This window comes from Microcystis sp. LE19-131.1A (genome assembly GCF_027532015.1).
GTDB lineage: Bacteria > Cyanobacteriota > Cyanobacteriia > Cyanobacteriales > Microcystaceae > Microcystis > Microcystis ichthyoblabe_A.
Map to the genome: position 1 here is coordinate 1 of NZ_JAPZSS010000061.1, position 3,365 is coordinate 3,365.

The 3,365-nt window shown below is 47.8% G+C and carries 2 protein-coding genes; one reads left to right on the forward strand and one right to left on the reverse strand.

Annotation, left to right across the window (positions count from 1 at the left end):
• The first annotated feature begins 263 nt into the window (after positions 1 to 263).
• Positions 264 to 1,037, forward strand: coding sequence for a hydroxyacylglutathione hydrolase (gloB, locus tag O9323_RS05340; RefSeq protein WP_002754910.1), 774 nt, complete (start codon positions 264 to 266; stop codon positions 1,035 to 1,037).
• A 171-nt stretch (positions 1,038 to 1,208) separates the two neighbouring features.
• Here gloB and O9323_RS05345 read toward each other — a convergent pair whose 3' ends face one another.
• The gene (locus tag O9323_RS05345) at positions 1,209 to 3,110 is read right to left on the reverse strand and encodes a DUF4914 family protein (protein WP_002754908.1); all 1,902 of its coding nucleotides are present in this window, start codon (positions 3,108 to 3,110) and stop codon (positions 1,209 to 1,211) included.
• Between the last annotated feature and the right edge of the window lie 255 nt (positions 3,111 to 3,365).

Consider the following 3,365-nt stretch of genomic DNA (forward strand, 5'->3'; position numbering starts at 1 on the left):
GCAAAGGGAGAGAATTCTTGTCCATTAAGAAATGTTACAAATTACATGGGTACATTAAGAAAAGTTAAGGGGGTGCATCCATTGATGGATAAGGGTTTTCAGCTATTGTGGTATATATGTATGGGGGAAGTTCAGTTATTATAGTTATTATTCTACATCGGCCACATTTAAGATTTTGTCCCAGTGGTTGAGGCTTCTAGCCTGATTTCTAAAAGATGCTGCTATAGGTATGATCGAGTTAAACCTTAGCCCAAGATTCTACCATGGAGATCGAACGTCTTAACGCCCTTTCCGATAATTATATTTTCCTTCTCTACGATCGAGCGCAAAAAATCGCGGCCGTGGTGGATCCGGCGGAACCTGAACCGGTTTTCAGGCGATTAGAGGCTTTACAGGTGGATTTAGTCGCTATTTTCAATACCCATCACCACGGCGACCATGTGGGGGCTAATCAGGCTTTAATTAATCGTTATCCCCATCTTTGTGTTTATGGGGGAAAGGAGGATCGCGGTCGCATTCCGGGCCAGCAGCTGTTTTTAGAGGAGGGGGACCGGGTGGAATTTGCCGGTCGCCGGGCCGAGGTTTTCTTTGTCCCCGGCCACACTCGCGCTCATATTGCCTATTATTTTCCCCCGGTTAACCCCGGAGATTACGGCGAGTTATTCTGTGGTGATACCCTGTTTTCTGGGGGTTGTGGTCGTTTATTTGAGGGAACACCGGGGCAAATGGTGGCTTCTTTAACTAAATTGCGATCGCTTCCCGACCAGACCAGGGTTTGGTGCGCTCACGAATATACGTTAAATAATTTAAAGTTTGCCTTGACAGTTGACCCTAATAATGCTGCTCTGCAACAGCGTTATCAGGAAGTGGAAAAACATCGCGCTGAAGATCTTCCCACGATTCCGGCAATTTTGGGGACGGAAAAGCTGACTAATCCTTTTTTGCGTTGGGATAGTCCCGCTTTGGCCATGACCATGAATAGCAGCGAACCAGTACAAGTGTTTGCACGGTTGCGGGGGAAAAAAGATAATTTTTAGTAGTGGTTAGGGTTTGCTGAATAAGCTTGTTGGTGGGGTGTCGGGTGTGGGGTGTGGGAAAAAGTCCCTGAAATTTCCCCCCGATCACTCCCATATCTGGTACTTTTTGATTGACAAAAAGTCTAAAAGTCTTACCCAACAAGGTTTTTAGATTTATTCAGCCAGCCCTAATCAGTCTTCATCACTGATGATCGGGTAGGGAATCAGTCGTTCGTAATCTTCTAAACTGGCATCGGAGAGGCAGCAGTCAATAATTGTTTTACCCAGAGGATCGAGATCGGGTTCGAGAAATTGCCGAAGTTGGCCGGCAAAAAATTCTTTAAGAATCGTAGTCCCCCGGTCAAAGGCCTCATTTCCCACTTCTGGTTGCAGGTTGACACGGAAAAACCAGTTACCGATAGTTTGCCCCTCAACCATCATCGAGCGGAAGGTGTAACCGAGCAAGGGACAACGGGAGGGAACAACCTGTTGGCGAGAAAATTTTTCGCCACCCCGACGGGCTAGATATTCCCGTGCGATCCACTGAGGCATGAATCCCACTTCCCAAGCACCAATATACTGATTGGGACAGAGGGTGTAACGAACTTTGGGGGTGGTGAGAATTTGTTGCAAAATCAGATTAGCTTGAATCACTCGCCGTCCGGTGGCAAAGGGCCAGTAAGAGCCAACCCCTTCGGAACTCATCCCCTCCTTCTCGACGATACTGGGATTGGCATGACCGCGAGGAGCAACTAACCGCCACAACCAAGCCAAGGCGGGGGGGAGAAGATGCAGCAGCCCGATGATGCCGTAACTCGGTCTTTCCTTAGTGCAGGGAGGAGTCCGCACCCCAAAACTGCGAATATCGACGCTAACTGCCCCGTTAACTACGTTAGGGATGATATCTCTGGGAATGACCACGCGAGGATTGGGGCAGGGCTTTCCTGGCTCATCCTCAATGTGTTGCCAAATCAGAGCGGTACTTTCCGGCCGTGCCTCGATATTGAGAAATAAAAGCGGATGGGGTGGATGAATGGTCAGTTCTTCTAAATAGGGATCGGTGCCGTAATGGGTGATGTGATTGAGACGCACAAACCAAGCGTTTTCTGCATCCATTAAAGCCAGTTTGTCTTGATTTTTGGGCTGGCGCAGACTGGGGTGGCAGAGGGCCATATCATCGGTTACAGGACGCAAATCGCAAGCTTTGGGTAAGATTAGGTGGCGTTCATCCCCCGTGACCAGATTTTTTCCCAATAAGAGACTCCCATCGGGGCGGCGATGAGCCGGTTCTAGCATTTCACTTTTTCCCCCACCACTTGCCCCTTCGTGCATAAAGGTGACTTTGTGATCGTAGGGGGTAATCACTTGAACGGTAGATGCGTGGGCCGTCACCCAGTTTTCCTGCTCTCCCATGGCTAACAATACGCCATAGATTCCTTTTTTAGCCGAAGGACCGGGATAAAGATTGTAGCTGAATAGCTCATGCAACCCCGGACGGCGGTTATGGACAACCACTTGCTTGCCTTGAAACACCTGATGGCGAAACGGCGGCGCCACATAGAGAACCGCCCCGGGTAAAAAGTCAGAACCGATTTCACTAGGATCGTCGATGCCTTGGAGCAGAGAAAGCCCTAAAGCGAAGAAACCGGCGTTAGCAGGGGCGACAACCACAACATCGGGGCCTTTTCCCTTGACTCCAGCTACAAAGGTAAAAAGTGCTAATTCTTGAGTTTTTAACCACGCGAAGGTCTGTTGTCTTAGTTCTTCAAACTCAAAACCAAAACGAGACTTAAAAGTCGGTTTATTAGTTGGCAACTCGTCGCCAATGACCATACAATCGGGATCGCGCCGCCGCATATACGGTTCCGTATAATTAGCACTAATGCCATTGCGAACCCGACACACTAAGGCTTCTACCACTTTACCTCGGTTGGGGATGTCATAGGCAACCTCATGATAGCCGTTTTTGGCATCTTTAACGGCTAATTCAATTAGTTGTTCGACATCCGCAGCCAGGGTGAAATTCGGGCATGATTGCAGAATATCTGTTAATTCTGACGGTAACGAGAAATCGGGAAGCGGATTAACTACCATGTTCCCTCCTCAGGATGAGGCTGTAGGTATTATTACTTAATATAGCTTCTTGTCGAGCAACTTAGATTAATCGTTGATAAAAATCAATATTAGACCCGCCGCAAAAGACCTGTCATAGTTAGTAAAAGTATAGTCAAATATAGACAGACTGAATTCCATTTCAGAAATTCCCTTCACTTTTACTTCGAGAGATTGATTCTCCTTGGGTGAACTACGCACCTCTCTATCCCATAGCGGTTAAACGCATTTGGGAAT